The organism is Pandoraea sp. B-6 (assembly GCF_000282835.1).
Taxonomy (GTDB): Bacteria; Pseudomonadota; Gammaproteobacteria; order Burkholderiales; family Burkholderiaceae; genus Pandoraea; species Pandoraea cepalis.
In genome coordinates this window covers 32,726-47,859 of sequence record NZ_KB290499.1, presented here as the reverse complement: position 1 = coordinate 47,859, position 15,134 = coordinate 32,726, and the positions used below count along the sequence as shown (strand labels likewise).

The 15,134-nt window shown below is 58.6% G+C and carries 13 protein-coding genes and 3 tRNA genes; 14 read left to right on the top strand and 2 right to left on the bottom strand.

Annotated elements, in window-relative coordinates; genetic code table 11:
- The first annotated feature begins 507 nt into the window (after window positions 1-507).
- Genes A985_RS0105455 through rffA form a run of 7 tightly spaced genes read left to right on the top strand, consistent with a single transcriptional unit; the run spans window position 508 to window position 7,760 of the window.
- Complete coding sequence (locus tag A985_RS0105455; protein WP_083902201.1) at window positions 508-1,437, top strand: glycosyltransferase family 2 protein; 930 nt, start codon at window positions 508-510, stop codon at window positions 1,435-1,437.
- Window positions 1,434-2,210 (top strand): sulfotransferase, encoded by a 777-nt coding sequence (locus tag A985_RS0105450; RefSeq protein ID WP_017232389.1) that lies wholly within the window; start codon window positions 1,434-1,436, stop codon window positions 2,208-2,210. The genes A985_RS0105455 and A985_RS0105450 overlap by 4 nt, the downstream gene beginning before the upstream one ends.
- Entirely contained in the window at window positions 2,207-3,154 is a 948-nt protein-coding gene (locus tag A985_RS0105445; protein WP_017232388.1) for a lysylphosphatidylglycerol synthase transmembrane domain-containing protein, read from the top strand. Before A985_RS0105450 ends, A985_RS0105445 begins: the two co-directional genes overlap by 4 nt.
- A 35-nt stretch (window positions 3,155-3,189) precedes the next feature.
- Entirely contained in the window at window positions 3,190-3,696 is a 507-nt protein-coding gene (locus A985_RS0105440) for a class I SAM-dependent methyltransferase (RefSeq protein WP_198288658.1), read from the top strand.
- 32 nt (window positions 3,697-3,728) lie between these two features.
- Window positions 3,729-4,994 carry a DegT/DnrJ/EryC1/StrS aminotransferase family protein gene (locus A985_RS0105435; protein ID WP_017232386.1) on the top strand — a complete coding sequence of 422 codons (1,266 nt, stop codon included), beginning with the start codon at window positions 3,729-3,731 and terminating at the stop codon, window positions 4,992-4,994.
- Window positions 4,978-6,612 (top strand): GMC oxidoreductase, encoded by a 1,635-nt coding sequence (locus A985_RS0105430; RefSeq protein ID WP_017232385.1) that lies wholly within the window; start codon window positions 4,978-4,980, stop codon window positions 6,610-6,612. The genes A985_RS0105435 and A985_RS0105430 overlap by 17 nt, the downstream gene beginning before the upstream one ends.
- Entirely contained in the window at window positions 6,609-7,760 is a 1,152-nt protein-coding gene (gene rffA, locus A985_RS0105425; RefSeq protein ID WP_017232384.1) for a dTDP-4-amino-4,6-dideoxygalactose transaminase, read from the top strand. Before A985_RS0105430 ends, rffA begins: the two co-directional genes overlap by 4 nt.
- Before the next feature lie 21 nt (window positions 7,761-7,781).
- Here rffA and cysN read toward each other — a convergent pair whose 3' ends face one another.
- Both cysN and cysD read right to left on the bottom strand, forming a co-directional pair.
- Window positions 7,782-9,725: a sulfate adenylyltransferase subunit CysN gene (cysN, locus tag A985_RS0105420; protein ID WP_017232383.1), complete on the bottom strand. Its 1,944-nt coding sequence runs from the start codon at window positions 9,723-9,725 to the stop codon at window positions 7,782-7,784.
- Window positions 9,725-10,615 carry a sulfate adenylyltransferase subunit CysD gene (cysD, locus tag A985_RS28470; protein ID WP_198288659.1) on the bottom strand — a complete coding sequence of 297 codons (891 nt, stop codon included), beginning with the start codon at window positions 10,613-10,615 and terminating at the stop codon, window positions 9,725-9,727. Before cysD ends, cysN begins: the two co-directional genes overlap by 1 nt.
- A gap of 695 nt (window positions 10,616-11,310) precedes the next feature.
- On the opposite strand from cysD, the gene A985_RS28975 reads away from it, so the two are divergent.
- From A985_RS28975 to A985_RS24340, 7 genes are all read left to right on the top strand, one after another.
- Window positions 11,311-11,619, top strand: coding sequence for a sulfite exporter TauE/SafE family protein (locus A985_RS28975; protein ID WP_232424527.1), 309 nt, complete (start codon window positions 11,311-11,313; stop codon window positions 11,617-11,619).
- Window positions 11,620-11,645: 26 nt separating this feature from the next.
- Window positions 11,646-12,089 (top strand): sulfite exporter TauE/SafE family protein, encoded by a 444-nt coding sequence (locus A985_RS28970; protein ID WP_232424528.1) that lies wholly within the window; start codon window positions 11,646-11,648, stop codon window positions 12,087-12,089.
- On the top strand, window positions 12,086-14,059 hold the full coding sequence (locus A985_RS0105405) for a hypothetical protein (RefSeq protein WP_157211358.1): 1,974 nt from the start codon (window positions 12,086-12,088) through the stop codon (window positions 14,057-14,059). Before A985_RS28970 ends, A985_RS0105405 begins: the two co-directional genes overlap by 4 nt.
- Before the next feature lie 64 nt (window positions 14,060-14,123).
- Window positions 14,124-14,209 (top strand) — tRNA-Tyr (locus A985_RS0105400).
- 73 nt (window positions 14,210-14,282) lie between these two features.
- Window positions 14,283-14,356, top strand: a tRNA-Gly gene (locus A985_RS0105395).
- 34 nt (window positions 14,357-14,390) lie between these two features.
- Window positions 14,391-14,465 (top strand) — tRNA-Thr (locus A985_RS0105390).
- Window positions 14,466-14,537: 72 nt separating this feature from the next.
- The coding region (locus tag A985_RS24340; RefSeq protein ID WP_039829917.1) for a GTP-binding protein at window positions 14,538-15,134 on the top strand (597 nt) is incomplete at its 3' end.

Genomic DNA, 15,134 nt, shown 5'->3' with positions numbered 1-15,134 from the left:
GTAGCAAGGGGTTTTTGCTTTGTGCACCCAGCATGGGCGCATTCCTGCGGGTGTAAGGTAAGCGGCTGGCGAACCCGTCTTAACGGTAATGGTTTCAACGGATGGCAGGTGTCCAACGGTGCGGCAGTGACCTGCCCGGGAAACTTCGTACCAACGGAATCTAGAGATAAGGTCACCACTTATCCGCCTGTCCGAATTTGCGCGTCCACCTCTGACCGACATCGTTTCTTCTTCTTGCTTCACTTTACACCCTCAGCAAGGGATTCGTTTTTCGGGAGCGAGGTCATTACATGCTAATCTTCGGACCGGCGGGATTGAAATTTCCCGATGCCTCAGCCGCCCGAGCATCTTGTCTTGCCCGGAAACGCCTTCGGGCATGGCTGACAGCGAAACCGCGACAACTATATCCTCCCAAACGGCCGTGCTGTGCCCCCCACTGGGTGACCACGTCTAGTTTGCTTATCAATTGAAATATCCAATTCTTTCGACGAAAGAACGTTGGTAGATATGAGTGACTTATACAGCGTTGTTATCCCTGTGTTTAACAGTTCGAGAATCATCGCTGAAACCGTGAGGCGAGTTCACGAGTATTTCACATCGTCCGGAAGGTCATTCGAGATCATCTTGGTCAACGATGGCAGCGCCGACGAAAGCTGGAACGTGGTCCGGGACATTGCGCGTGAAAATCATGAGGTCGTGGCGATCAACCTGTTGAAGAACTACGGGCAGCATAACGCGAACTTGTGCGGTTTTCGCGAGGCAAAGGGGGACTATGTCATCACTATGGACGATGATCTGCAGAACCCCCCCGAAGAGATCGGCAAGCTTATCGAGGCTGCGCGAGAGGGCGGGTGCGATCTGGTGTTGGGCCGGTTCGAAACCAAGCGGCACTCGATCATCCGTCGCGTCGGCAGCCGGTTCGTGGGATGGCTTAACCGCAAGGTGTTTGAAGTGAAGGGCGATTTAGTCTTGAGCAACTTTCGGCTCATCCACCGAGATGTCGTCGATCGCGTTTGCCGTGACAATTCGTACGCCCCGTACATTCCGGGATTGGTGCTCAAGTATTCGGCGCGTCGATGCAATGTGCTTGTGAAGCATCACCCCAGAGTCGACGGCAAGAGCAACTACAATTGGCGGAGAATTATCCGGCTGGTAGCCTCGATCCTGTTCAATCACTCCGCCATTCCTCTGCGATGTAGCGCTGCATTCGGATTCGTCGTCGCTGCGTGCGGATTCATCCTGAGTATTTATTTTCTGCTGGAAGCCTTGTTTCATGGAACGAAGGCCCCGGGCTGGGCGTCGCTTGCCGTGTTGTTGTCGTTCTTCAACGGGGTTCTGATCCTGATGCTCAGCGTGATCGGCGAATACTTGGGACGACTTCTGCGTGAGTTCGGGACGCAGCGTAGCTACGAGATCAGGGAGGTCGTGCGCGGATGAAGCATCTGTTTATCGTCGGCGCGCAACGCTCCGGATCGACTTACCTTTATGAGCTCCTCGACAGCCACCCGGAGGTAAGCATGGCGCATCCGGTGCGTCCAGAGCCCAAGTTCTTTCTGAACGCACAACGCGTAAGTTTGGGGATCGCGCATTACATCGATGCGCACTTCGCAGATCGTAAGGTGGGAGGGCTGTATCTTGGGGAGAAGAGCACCTCCTATATCGAGAGTGAGGCTGCGGCCAGGCGAATCTTCGAGTACGCTCCGGATGCTCAAATCCTGATGATCTTGCGAGACCCTGTCCGCAGGGCTTACTCGAATTACCGATTCAGCGTGGCGCACGGGTTGGAGGATTTGTCGTTTTCCGGTGCGATCGACGCAGAACCGGAGCGCTTGAAGGGCGCTCAATTCGCCACGTCGGTGACTCCGTATGCCTATCGTCAACGCGGTCACTATATCGACTACGTGGAAATGTATGAGCGGGTATTCGATCCGAGCCAGCTTCACATCCTCATTTTTGAGGAACTGGTCGGCAATCTTGGTGCAGTCCAGGCGTTTTATCGGCAACTTGAAATCGACGATACCGTTGTTCCCGAGTCATTGCATCGGGTCGTCAACCCAGCCACGGCCAGGAGTGAGGAACCGCGTGACGTCTTCAGAGATCTGGCACTGGGCTATCGGGACAGCATCTCAAGATTGGAGGCCAGGCTGGGTCGCGAGATCGGGGCATGGAGAACGTACCACCAAGCGCTCATCGGTGATGGATTGCAATGAAGCGCGTACTGAAGCTTTTGGTCAGCCTTGCGCTGATCGCTTTCGCAGCTTCGCTTCTGGATCTCGGGGCGATGCTGAGAACCCTCAAAGCGGGATCCCCGGCAAGTTTCGTGATCGCGATCCTGATCAATCTTGCGACGGTCCTGGTTATGGGGTGGCGGTGGTACAGACTCTCGGCCAATGAGGTGCGGCTATCGATTCGGTCGCAGCTTGCCCTCTATTTCAAAGCCACGTTCCTGAATACGTTTACACCGGCCAACCTTGGTGGCGATGCTTATCGCCTGGCTGCGCTGAGTCGCGAGTCGCATTCAACGGGGAGGCTGTTGCGTCTTCTGCTGCGCGAACGTCTCCTCGGCTTATACGGATACGTGCTGCTGTTCGCCCTCGCGTATGCGGCGGTTGCGCTGACTGCCGACGTTGATCTGGATCCTCGCACCAACCCCTATATCTACGGTGTCATGGTTGCGCTCGCAGCCGTGCTTGTCGCTTTGCTTGCCCGCCCGTTAGGACGATGGGCCGTGGCAATCATGCGTCGTGTCGTCAGCGCGCGCCGATTGCCGACGCTGGAGCGTTGGGCCGAAATCGGTGTGGGATTGCTGTCCCCGAAGGGCGCCGCCCCCCTGCTCGGACTGACGTTCGCCGGCATTCTGCTTTGGATTGCGTCCATCAAGGTCATTGCCTACGGATTTGGGCTCCCCGTGTCGTGGGCGCAACTTGCCGCAGTGGCTACCTTAGTCGAGCTGGTTCGCCTCATACCCATCACCATTCAGGGCGTTGGCTTGCGTGAAGGTGTATTCGCCTATCTACTGGGCTACTGGGGCTACAGTCATGAACAGTCCTATGTGGTTGCCATGACGGCGTACCTTGCACTGAGCATTTCGATTTTTCTATGTGGCCCGATCAGCTATTTGATTGGGCTGAGAAGACAAGAGGCTGAAGGATAATGCCGTCCCGGCCGTTATGTGGGGAGTTGATCGACGTGAAAGGGGTCACCAAGTACTCGGGACCGGCGCAAATCTATTTCCGCCATTTGCTGCGTCAAATTGTCGGCGTGGGACAATTGAACCGCCCGGATATCAAGATTCTGGATTTTGGTTGCGGTGTTGGTCAATTAAAGCAAATGTTGGGGCCGCGAGTGATCGGATACGACATCGTCCCCGAACTGAGCGATGTCGACGATTGGCGATCGGTCAACTTCGACGTATTGGTGGCCAATGAGGTTTTCTACAGCTTCTCTGAGAGCGATCTCGACAATCTGCTGAAGGAGTTGCGTTCGAAGAACCGGGATCTTGAGCTTGTCGTGGGGATCAGTCGACAAGGGGCCCTGAACAATATCGGGAAGTTCTTGTTAGGCCGGCCGGACGCGCACTCGGCGACAAGAGTCGGGCCGAAGAAGGAGCTGGAGGTGTTCGAACGTCACTGCACCATTGTGCGGCGGAAGAACGTCTGGAATTTGGCGAACGTGTATTCGTTCGTTTTCAGGTAGGAACGGCAAAGGCTTGATGGGCCCAGAGAGGCATGATGAACCTATTCACCAAAAAAATTCCCCGTGGCGTGATTTATCACACGGTGGGGCAGAGTGTTCGCTATTTGCTGGCATCGATCTTCAAGCCGCTGCATCGGCAGGAAAGGATTACGGCATTTGAACGGGTTTTCGCAAGCTATTGCGAGCGCAAGTATGCGGTTGCGTTCCCCTTCGCGAGAACGGCGATCTATTCGACGCTGAAGAGTCTGAACCTCCCAAAAGGAAGTGAGGTCATCCTGCCGCCCATCACGATCAAGGGGATCGTTGATGTCGTCGTGGACCTTGGCCTCTCGCCCGTCTACGTCGATCTGGATGTGGATACCGTCAATTTTCGAATCGAGCAGTTGCGGGAGAAGATTACCCCCAATGTGAAGGCAGTCATCATTACGCCATTGTTCGGCCTGGTGCCGGATATTTCCGCGATGGTGGCCCTCTTCAGGGACAGGGGAATTTTCATCATTGAAGATTTCTCGCAGTGCCTGAATGGTCGCTATGACGGAAAGCGTATCGGGACGTTCGGTGACGTGGGCATCTACAGTGCCTCCTCGATCAAGACGCTCGATACGCTGGGCGGCGGCATGGCCATCACCGACGACCCTGCCATCGAGACCAAACTGCGAACCGCACAAGCCGAGTTGAAGCCTGCTCGGCGATCGGCACTCGTCAAGAAAGCGTGGGTCAATCTGATCCGGAATGTCGGCACGACAGGGGCGGTGTTTTCGCTCGTTACGTTCCCGGTGCTGCAGGTCTTTCGCAAGCGAGATCCGGAATCCGCACTGAAACACACCGGACATCGAAACCAGGACCGAATTGCCACGCTACCTTCGCTCTGGTTTTGTCGCTATACGTCCCTCCAGGCCCAGATCGGCCTCGAGCAAATCGAAAAAGTGATGGCGGAGGACGCGGCGAGAGTGGCCAACGTGGAGTTCCTGAAGGCCAATTGCAGCATGGGTGACTTCCCCAAGACGACACGCGCATCTGGAAACGTCTATTGGCAATTGATACTGCCGGTGACGGATGCGTTTGAGGCGCAATCCTATTTCGCCAGTCAGGGGGTCGACAGTGCGACGTCGAGCCTCGAGTTGGTGTGTGCCTTGAAGGACTATCCGAATCGCGCCGATTTGCCGACGGCCGGAAATCTGTATCGAAACGGCATCTTCATCCCGTGTTTTCCGAATCTGAGTCGCGCGGACATGGAGCGGATCGCCACGGCGGTCAGGGGCTACTATCAGGCGCATGCTCATGTCCAAAGCCGTTGACGGCGATCTCGGTGCCTTGAATGTTGCCGTCATCGGAAGTGGCCTCTCGGCCGTCGGCGCCATTAAGTCGCTCATACACCGCGGCATTCGCCCGACGGTATTCGACTGGGGCGAGCAACTCGGCAGTGACCGCGAACAGCGCGTCGCCTTCCTGTCGACGAAGTCTCCGGAGGCCTGGACCGCGGAGGAGCGGGCATGGTTGAACGACAATCCCACGGTGAAGGGGCAAGCGGCGATCCCGCGGAAGCTGGCTTTCGGCTCGGACTACTTCTACGGCACATCAATGAAGGCTGCGCCGATCAGTGGTGCGGGAAATCTACCGCCGTTCAGTTATGCGCTGGGCGGATTGAGCAGCGGATGGGGCGCTGCGGTCCTGCCACCTCACGCGTGCGATCTTGCGGACTGGCCTGTGGATGCAGCGGTGTTGCAAAAATATTGCGAGATCGTCTTGGCCGACTTGCCGTACTCGGCGGCGGACGATCGCTTGAGCCGCGATTTTCCGCCCCTTTCGGGCGCCGCTCGACCGCTGCAACTGAGCCGCGCTGCGACCAGGATTCTGTGGGCGCTGGAGAAGGCCCGCGTCCAGAAGCCGGGTGAGACAGTCTTTGGCCAGGCCAGATTGCTGGTGCGGGCGGGAGACGAGCGCGAATCCGGCTGCCGGTACTGCGGCCAATGCATGTCCGGCTGTGTCTATGGCGCGATCTACAAGGCGGGCCACGACATCCTGGCCATGGCGGCGCGCGACGAGATCGACTACATTCCGCGATGCTTGATCGATGGCCTCGTAGAGAACGGAGACCGGGTGACGGTCCGGTATTTCGACGCGAATGAGGAATTACACACGCGCGAATTCGACAGGGTCTTTCTCGCGGCCGGCGCGGTGAACAGCGCCAGGATCGTGTGCAACTCCTTGGCGCTGTTCGACGAGAAAATTGAACTCAAGAGTCGGGGCGGTTTTGTGCTGCCGGTATTCAGCCTGTGGCGCTTGCCGGTGGACTGGCCGAACTGTAATACCCAACCCGGACTCTTCCTCGAATTGAAGGGGAAAGGGCTTGAGCATTGGGTCCATGTGCAGATATCCACCGAGAACGAACTGGTGATGAAGAAGCTCGGCATCGCGTCAGGCCGCACAGGGTTTGTTGCCCGTATCAAGCGCTTTGTCGCCGAACATGTCTTCTTCTTGTTGGTGAACTATCACTCCGACCATGCCGGAACTTACGAGTTACGGGTGAAGCCCGCCGAGAACACGGCTGTAGGCGCCAATACCATGCATACCGTGCAGAGAAAGGCCTTTCCGCAGAAGGGCGTGATGTGGGCCTCCGGCCTCAGATTGCTGAAGGTATTCGCACGCATTGCCTGCCTGCCATTGTTCCCGTTCGCCAAGCTGAATAGCGGCGCCTATCATGTGGGGGGAACGTTGCCGATGAAGGCGGAAAAAAGTGGTCCGCTAGACACCGATAGCTTGGGGCGGGTTGGTTCATGGCAGCGCATTCACGTCGTTGATACCGCTGTGTTTCCGTCTTTGCCGGGGACCACCATTGGCTTGCTTGCCATGGCCAACGCCTATCGAATTGTCGATAACATTCACTGGTTCAATCAGATCGGGGCGCAAGAATGATCCGTTTCAATTCTCCTCACCTCGTGGGGACTGAGTTGGGCTATCTCGAAGACGCCATCACGCGCGGTCGTCTGGCGGGAGATGGCATCTATACACAGAAGTGCGCCGAACTGCTGGGCGTCTACCTTGATGGGCCGGCCGGGGTACTCCTAACGCACTCTTGCACTGCTGCGCTCGAGATGGCGGTGATCCTGGCAGACATCCGGCCGGGCGACGAAGTCATCATGCCGTCCTACACCTTTGTGTCCACGGCAAACGCCGTCGTATTGCGTGGGGGGACGCCGGTCTTCGTCGATATTCGCCCGGACACACTGAATATTGACGAACGGCTGATCGAAGCGGCGATAACCTCGCGGACCAAGGCGATTGTTCCGGTGCATTACGCCGGCGTGGCGTGCGAAATGGATGTGATCATGGACATCGCCTCGCGCCATGGCCTGCTGGTCATCGAAGATGCCGCGCAAGCGCTCGGCAGCACGTACAAGGGGCGCAAACTGGGAACGATCGGCGATTTTGCCGCGTTCAGTTTCCATGAAACGAAGAACGTCATTTCAGGGGAGGGGGGCGCGCTCGTCGTCAACAACCCTGTGTTCACGGAGCGTGCGGAGATCATCCGCGAGAAGGGGACCAACCGATCCCGGTTCTTCCGTGGCGAAGTCGACAAGTACACCTGGGTTGACATCGGTTCTTCCTATCTGCCCAGTGAACTGGTTGCGGCGTTCCTGTTTTCGCAGCTTCAGAACATCGACCAGATCAACCACGGTCGACTGGCGCATTGGGGGCAGTACCGACGCATGCTGGGCGAAGGCCTCGCCGATGAGGCCGACTCCATGCTCCCCCGCGTGCCGGACCACATCGCTCACAATGCCCACATCTTCTATGTGATGGCACGTGATGCGGCCGAGCAGCAGCGGTTGCTTGGTGGACTCAAAGCTGCGGGAATCAACGCGGTATTCCATTATGTGCCGCTGCACTCGTCCGACGCCGGATTACGCTTCGGGCGCGTGGGGTCCGCGATGACCGTGACCGATGATCTGTCGGCAAGGCTGGTGAGACTGCCGCTCTACTTCGACCTCGCCGAGTCGGAGGTCGTCAGCATCGCAAATACCACCCTGTCGATCCTGACGACCCCGCCGACGCAAAGCTGAGTCGGTCGCGATCGAGCGCCGTCAGTCGAGGGGCAGGAGCGCTTCGACGATGGCATCGACCCCGGCTTCCAGTGAGAAATCCTGGCCATCGATGACCACTTGCGGGTTTTCAGGGGGCTCGTAAGGGCTGTTGATCCCGGTCATATTGGGAATCATTCCGGCGCGGGCTTTCTTGTACAAACCCTTGGGGTCGCGGGTTTCGCATACGTCGAGCGGCGTGCTCACATAGACCTCGATGAAATTCTCGGGGCCGATCAACTCTCGCGCCATCTCGCGCTCGCGCTTGAAGGGCGAGATAAGCGCGGTCATCACGATCGTGCCGGCGTCCATCATCAGCCTTGCGACTTCCGTGACGCGTCGGATGTTCTCCACGCGATCCGCCTCGGTGAAGCCCAGGTCCTTGTTCAGTCCGTGGCGTACGTTGTCCCCATCGAGGATATAGGTGCGCATGCCGCGGCGGTGAAGCTCGACCTCCAGCGCGTTGGACAAGGTCGATTTTCCGGAGCCGGACAGGCCGGTGAACCAGACAACCTTGCCGGGGTGTCCATTCAATCGTTCACGATCGGCGCGCGTAATGGCGAGCGCCTGGTAGTGAACGTTTTCCGCGCGCCTGAGGCTGTGGCGAATCATGCCGGCGGCCACGGTGGCGTTGGTGAATCGGTCAACCAGAATGAAGCTGCCGAGGGTCGGCGAACTGGCGTAAGTGTCAAACACCAAGGGCTTGTTCGTCGCGATATTGCACGTCGCGATATCGTTCAACGAGAGTGATTTGGCGGCTTGGGTCGCGAGTGTGTTGATATCGATCCGATGCTTGATCGTGGTGATCGCCGCCGATGCCCATTGCGTCGCCAGTTTGATCTCATAGTTGCGGCCGGTCAGCCCCGCATCTTCATGCATCCACACCAACGTGGCCTCGAATTGATCCGTCGACTCCAGTGGGGCACGACTCAATGCGATCACGTCACCACGCGACGCGTCGATCTCGCGATCGAATCGAAGCGTGACGGCGTCGCCCACCGTGGCGGTGTCCGGTGATCCGTCCATGGTGACGATTTGTTCGAGCACCGCCTGCTGTCCAGAGGCGCTCACGCGGATCTCGTCTCCTACGCGAATCGTTCCCCCGGTGACATTGCCGCAATAGCCTCTGAACTCGGAATTGGGGCGATTGACCCATTGCACCGGAAACGCAAAGCGCTCCGTATTGGGGGGCGCGACCTTGATCGTTTCCAGATACCCGAGGAAGGTCGGGCCGACGTACCACGGTGTGTGGGGGGAGTGCTCGATGATGTTGTCGCCGGCGGTGGCGCACAGGGGGACGGCGGTGATCGACGAGAAGCCCAGGGGGTGCGCAAACGATTCGAAGTCGTCGCGAATCTGCTGGAACGTTTCGGCTTTGAAGCCCACCAGGTCCATCTTGTTGATGGCGAGCGCGACGTGGCGGATGCCCATCAACGACACGAGGTACGCGTGGCGTCGTGTCTGCGTGAGCAAACCCTTGCGCGCATCCACCAGCAGCACTGCGACGTCGGCGTTGGATGCGCCTGTCACCATGTTGCGGGTGTATTGCTCGTGGCCCGGCGTATCGGCCACGATGAACTTGCGCTTTGCTGTCGAGAAGAACCGGTAGGCGACGTCGATCGTGATGCCCTGTTCGCGCTCGGCGGACAGGCCGTCGACCAACAAGGCGAAGTCGATGTCACTCCCTTGCGTTCCGTATTTACGGGATTCGGCCTGCAAGGTTGCGAGTTGATCGTCGAACAGCTGACGAGAGTCCCACAGCAAGCGCCCGATCAACGTACTCTTGCCGTCGTCGACACTCCCGCAAGTAATAAAGCGCAAGAGGTCCTGGGCTTGTTGCCGCGCCAAGTGCGCCTCAAAGCTGGCCGGCTGCTGGGTGTCCTTGTCGTGTCGTGCGCGTGGCGACGCGGTCGATGAGCGGGGCGTGTCGGTTGAGGTGCGTCGCATCAGAAATATCCCTCCTGCTTCTTCTTCTCCATACTGCCGGCGGCGTCGCTGTCGATCGCTCGGCCTTGCCGCTCGGAGGCTCGGGTGTTGGCGAGCTCCATCACGATCTCGGGTACCGATTCGGCGCCGGATTCGACGGCGCCCGTGAGCGGGTAGCAGCCCAAGGTGCGGAATCGCACCTTCTTCTCGATGATTTCTTCGCCGGAGAGCAGGCGGAACCGATTGTCGTCAACCAGGAGAATCATGCCGTCACGCACGACCACGGGCCTGGGTTTGGCGAAATACAGCGGCACGACGGGAATGCCTTCCTGAAGAATGTATTGCCAGATATCAAGTTCGGTCCAATTCGACAGTGGGAATACGCGGATGCTTTCGCCGCGGTTCTTGCGCGTGTTGTACAGACTCCAGAGTTCGGGGCGCTGGTTCTTGGGATCCCAGCAATGACTTTGAGTACGGAAAGAAAACACACGCTCCTTGGCCCGCGATTTCTCCTCGTCTCGCCGCGCACCACCGAAAACCATGTCGAACTTGTATTTGTCCAGTGCCTGCTTGAGGCCCTCTGTCTTCGTGATGTCGGTATGCAGCGCGGACCCATGATCGAACGGGTTGATGTCCTTTTCAATCGCCTCTGGGTTCACATACACCAAGAGATCCATGCCTGACGCATGGGCCATTTGGTCCCGGAACAGATACATCTCCTGAAACTTCCATCGGGTGTCGACATGGAGCAGGGGGAACGGCGGCGGCGCTGGATAGAAGGCCTTGCGTGCGAGATGCAGCATGACGGCGCTGTCTTTGCCGACGGAGTAGAGCATGGCCGGATTCTCCGCTTCCGCCACGGCTTCCCGGAGGATGTGGATGCTCTCGGCCTCAAGGCGACGAAGGTGCATCGTGGCAGGGAATTCGCGAGCGCGAATCGGCTCAAGCGGGGGCAAGACGGGGGGATAGGCGCTGGGGTTCAAGGTGATTTCCGGCGTGGACGCCAGTGTGCGCAACCCCTTTACGAGTCTGCCGTGCGGAAACACCGCAATTTCCTTGCCGATATGCCGCTGAAGACGCACGAGCGCGTCACGGAGCGATGCAGGATCGTCATTTTCCTTGACCTGCAGCCAGTAGCGCGCACCGCGGGCGTCGTTGGCCTGCAATAGCGTCACGTCGTCAGGTGTCTTGTGCAATTGGGCGAATAGCGGAAGTTTCCGCTTACTTCTTGCTTCGGTGAGCGCCCATTCCAGCACGAGGCGGTTTGCAGGGCGTTCCAACTCATCCACCAGTGAGTTGGCGTTGAGCCGGTCAGCAAGAATACCGAGTTCGCGCAAGCGTCGCTCGGCCGTGCGCTTGGCGACCACTTCGCCAAGTGACTGCAGATACAAATGGGCCGCATCGATATTCCAGACGCGGTCTGCATGAAGGCCAGAGGCCTCGGAATTCGTCATTTGCGGCGTCTCAATATGCAGTATGTCGCTTTTATATATGGGTATTGATGCATGTTACCATCTGTGCGCGTTTGATTGGACATGATATTGCATATCGGTACAGGCGTCCCTAAACGTGAGGGCGCTAGCGCTCTCAACAATTTGAGGAATGGATGATTGATCTATCATATTCGGCGGCCGGGGCGCTGACCGGCTTCGTCGTGGGGCTGACGGGGGTGGGTGGCGGGGCGATCATGACGCCGATTCTATTGCTCGTCTTCGGTGTGGCGCCACACACAGCGGTTGCGACCGATCTTTGGTTTGCCGCGATTACCAAGTTGGTCGGTGCACCCATTCATCACCGCTCGGGACATGTCGACTGGCAGGTGGCGAAGCGCTTGTGGATCGGGAGTTTGCCCGTTTCGCTCGTGGTTGCGCTGTGCGTGAACATGGGGGGGGGAGCGTCAAGGTTGACTGGCTGAGCAAAGCGGTTGGCGGTGTGGTCGTGATGACGGCGTTGGGTTTGATTCTGGCGCCGCAGCTGGCCTCGATGGCTCGGAAAAAGCGCTTGGGAGAGCCGGTCAAGTTCAAGGCGATGCAACCCGGGTTGACCGTATTGGTGGGTGCGCTGCTCGGACTGTGCGTCGCCCTGACATCGGTTGGCGCCGGGGCCATGGGCACGGTCATGCTGATGTATCTCTATCCCTTGCGGATGACGCCCCATCGCCTGGTTGCCACGGATCTGGTGCACGCCATCCCGCTGGCCCTGGTTGCAAGCTTTGGCTATCTGATTGCCGGAGCTGTCGATTGGCACATGCTGGCGAGCTTGTTGGTCGGGTCGATCCCGGCGGTGGTGGCGGGAAGCCTGCTCTCAGGTAAGGCGCCCGGGCGGTGGGTGCGAGTCAGCGTGGCGGCCGTGCTTCTTCTGGCCGGTATCAAGATGGTGGGGTGATGATTGCGGCACGGGGCGCGGTAGAATCGCCCCTCAACTGGGAATTCTCGGGATTTGCGATGATTGGTGTCGGACAGACGGTCGGGCAAGGGGTTGGGGAGACGTTGCTGGATTCCATCTCGGTCCCGGAAAATAAAATAAATATACTGTTCCTGTCCTTGCTCCTGACCGGGGTAGGGGTGTTTTTCGCTCAGAATCTGCTCGCGAGCGACATGGCGGTCGTAATGCAGTCGACGCCCATCTTTCTGGCGTGCATCGCTGTACTCTTTGTCTTTTACGCGCTGTTGCGCGGCCTTCGCAGCGTGACCTGGGCGCTGGTTCTGACTTACGGGTTGCTCTGCCTCGTGACCTTTGGCCGTTCGGGCTGGGTGAACGCCGTCTTTTATGCGATTGCCGTGATCGGCGTGGTGGCTGCCATTCGGTTTGTGCGTGCCGGATGGAACACCCTGCCGTCGATCGTGCTTCTGGCGGCCATGTCGACGTTGACGATACTCGGTGCCAAGCACGCCTACAGCTCGTTCGATATGCTGCAGCGCTTGAGCGCCGGGGCGATGCGGCCGGACCCTCTGTTTCACGCGAGCATTGCCGCGATGATCAAGAACTACGGGGTCGTCTCGAATGGTCTGGAGGGACTGGTCGTCACACCGTATCACGTCCTGTCCCACATTCTCATGGCGGGTATCAGTGACTTGTCCGGGGGCAGTGTCCTCGAAGTCTACGGCGTTGCGACCTGGGTGTTGTTTGCGCCGCTCCTGATTTTTTCCATCGTGGCCTGCAGCCAGATGCTCGACGCGGATGGGCGAGCTGACGTGCGGGTGGCGTGGGGCGTCACGAGCGTCATTCTGGTCGCCCTGCCGCAACTCTTGGGCGAATGGGCTCTCTGGGACACATACCTCGTATCCGAGTCATACATGGTCTCATTGGGGTTGTTGGTTATCGGTTTGCCCCTACTGTTCAAGCAGACGTTGACACGCGCCGACCTTGCATTGATTGCGCTGTTGGGGTTGGCGATAGGCGGAGCCAAGGGGTCTGTCGGGTTGATGTACGTGGGGCTCTGGTTCCTCCGGGTCGCATTTCCGGTCGGTCGAAGAACCGGGGCGGCGCTTGCGGCCTTCCTGCTGGTTTGCATCACGACGACGATCGTGGTGGCCAAGTCGGCGGCCGCGCACATGCCCAGCCAGATTGTGCTTTTCGGGTTGATTCGCTATTTCTCCCTGGGCGGGCGCGATCTGGGTGTTTTGATCGATCAACTGGGGCAAGGGCATTCGGTGACGCCCTCTGGGTGGGGGAGCGCTGGATTGGCGGTGCTCGGTTTCGTCGCCTGCCACTTCCTCATCTCGTGGCTTGCCATCGCGTGGCTTGCCGCAAAGGGCGGCGTTCGTCGTCTTCTGTCGATGCCTGGTGCTGTGTACTCCCTCGGCACTGCCGGCGCGGCTTTGCTGATTCTGACGGTCGTCTATATTGGCGGCGATGTTTATTACTTCACCAACGTCCCGCTTTTCATCTCCTTGCCGATCTTGTCGGGTGTCGTTGCGAGCTGGCTTGGGCCGCGAATTTCTGGGGGGGGGTGCCGCACGTGGCTGGTGCTGGCGCCGATGTTGGCTATCGTGATGTATTTCAGTGTGGATGCCGTCCGGGCCAAACGTGCTGCATACATGGGATACGCACAGAAGCACAGCATGTTCGTGGATTCGTTGATCCGTGCACGGGAGCAGGCTCCGCTCAACGCAGTCTTGCACCCCGGTCCCGACATGAAAGCGGAGGTGCTGCTGCCCGAGTGTTGGGCGCTGCCCTTTATCTACCCGGCGGTGTCGGAGCGCCCTTGGCAGGGCGTTATCGTGCCTCGTCCTGATTGCGTGTACCAGTTCTATAGCTACGCTGAATACGGGATTACGCCGGCGCACCCGGGCGTGGGTGTGACGCCACGACTGCTGTCGGGGATGCAGTCGATACCTTGGCCCCAAAAATAAGGCGGAAATGTAGATCGGGTGTTGACACGTCGCCGGGACATCCATATACTTTTGAATTCTCTGCGGAGGGGTGCCCGAGTGGCTAAAGGGGGCAGACTGTAAATCTGTTGGCTTACGCCTACGTTGGTTCGAATCCAACCTCCTCCACCAGAATGCGGAAGTAATGAGCGCCGGGAACTAAAATTTCCGGCGCTTGTTGCCTGAGGCGAGAGTCGGAATCCAAGCGGGTGTAGCTCAATGGTAGAGCAGAAGCCTTCCAAGCTTACGACGAGGGTTCGATTCCCTTCACCCGCTCCAGGTGACGCGCAGATGCAGCAGTAGTAATGGATTCGCCCATGTGGCTCAGTGGTAGAGCACTCCCTTGGTAAGGGAGAGGTCGGCAGTTCGATCCTGCCCATGGGCACCAAAGATAGTGTGAAGCGCGGCAATCATCATGCCGAGCAACCTCGGCAAAAGATAACCTCGTTAGGAGTCGGAAATGGCAAAGGAAAAGTTTCAGCGGACCAAGCCGCACGTCAACGTCGGCACCATCGGTCACGTCGACCACGGCAAGACGACCCTGACGGCCGCTATCGCAACGGTGCTTTCGTCGAAGTTCGGCGGTGAAGCCAAGAACTACGCGGACATCGACGCGGCACCGGAAGAAAAGGCACGCGGCATTACCATCAACACCGCGCACATCGAGTACGAAACGGCTAACCGCCACTACGCACACGTTGACTGCCCGGGCCACGCCGACTACGTCAAGAACATGATTACCGGTGCTGCCCAGATGGACGGCGCCATTCTGGTTTGCTCGGCTGCCGACGGCCCGATGCCGCAAACGCGCGAGCACATCCTGCTGGCCCGTCAGGTTGGCGTTCCGTACATCATCGTGTTCCTGAACAAGTGCGACATGGTCGACGACGCCGAGCTGCTCGAGCTGGTCGAAATGGAAGTTCGCGAGCTCCTGTCGAAGTATGACTTCCCGGGCGACGATGTGCCGATCATCAAGGGTTCCGCCAAGCTGGCGCTGGAAGGCGACAAGGGTCCCCTGGGCGAAGAAGCCATCATGCAACTGGCTGAAGCCCTCGAT